This is a genomic window from Burkholderia sp. JPY481 (assembly GCF_038900515.1).
GTDB classification, from domain to species: domain Bacteria; phylum Pseudomonadota; class Gammaproteobacteria; order Burkholderiales; family Burkholderiaceae; genus Paraburkholderia; species Paraburkholderia youngii.
Genome location: NZ_JAYMRT010000136.1, coordinates 1 through 503, shown reverse-complemented (window position 1 = coordinate 503; position 503 = coordinate 1). Strand labels below are relative to the sequence as shown.

Sequence of the window (503 nt, the reverse complement as noted above, 5' to 3'; positions counted from 1 at the left end):
CATACAGCTGATCGAGGCTGCGTCGCCACGCCGCGCGATCCAGCCTGCCCTGCAGCCGCCACCCCAGCGGAACGTGGTAGCGGGCGCTGTCCTTGTCCAGCTGTGCCAGAAACCACAGCCGCTGCTGCGCAAACGACAACAATAGAACGTCTTCGCGGCCTATGGTCTGTATCAATCTAGGCTTTCGCTCACCGTCATTACGATTTCTGTCTTTGGCAAGTAAGACAAGCTTGGTTAAGTCATCAATATCGAGATCTTCTAACTCGATCCTAGTTAGATCTGTCATGTCCGCATTCCCAAAGAAAGCAGGTTCCGAAGTTCATCAGGATCGAATTCTCGTTCGATCAAAGCGATAGCAGTCATACGGGCCAGATCGGCCAGCACCGGCCGCGCAAACAGCATCGCCAGCGACAGTTCCACACCCGCAATCTGCGACAGCCGGCTGAGCAGCCGCACGGCCAGCAGCGAATGACCGCCCAGCTCGAAGAAGTGGTCATGCCGAC

General features: G+C 56.7%; 2 protein-coding genes. Both read right to left on the bottom strand.

Annotated features, from left to right (window positions below):
- Positions 1-286 (bottom strand): hypothetical protein (locus tag VSR82_RS40020; protein WP_498858929.1); only part of this gene is annotated, 286 nt, incomplete at its 3' end.
- Positions 283-503: phosphopantetheine-binding protein (locus VSR82_RS40015; RefSeq protein WP_498858928.1), on the bottom strand; the 221-nt coding region annotated here is incomplete at its 5' end. The genes VSR82_RS40015 and VSR82_RS40020, both read right to left, overlap by 4 nt.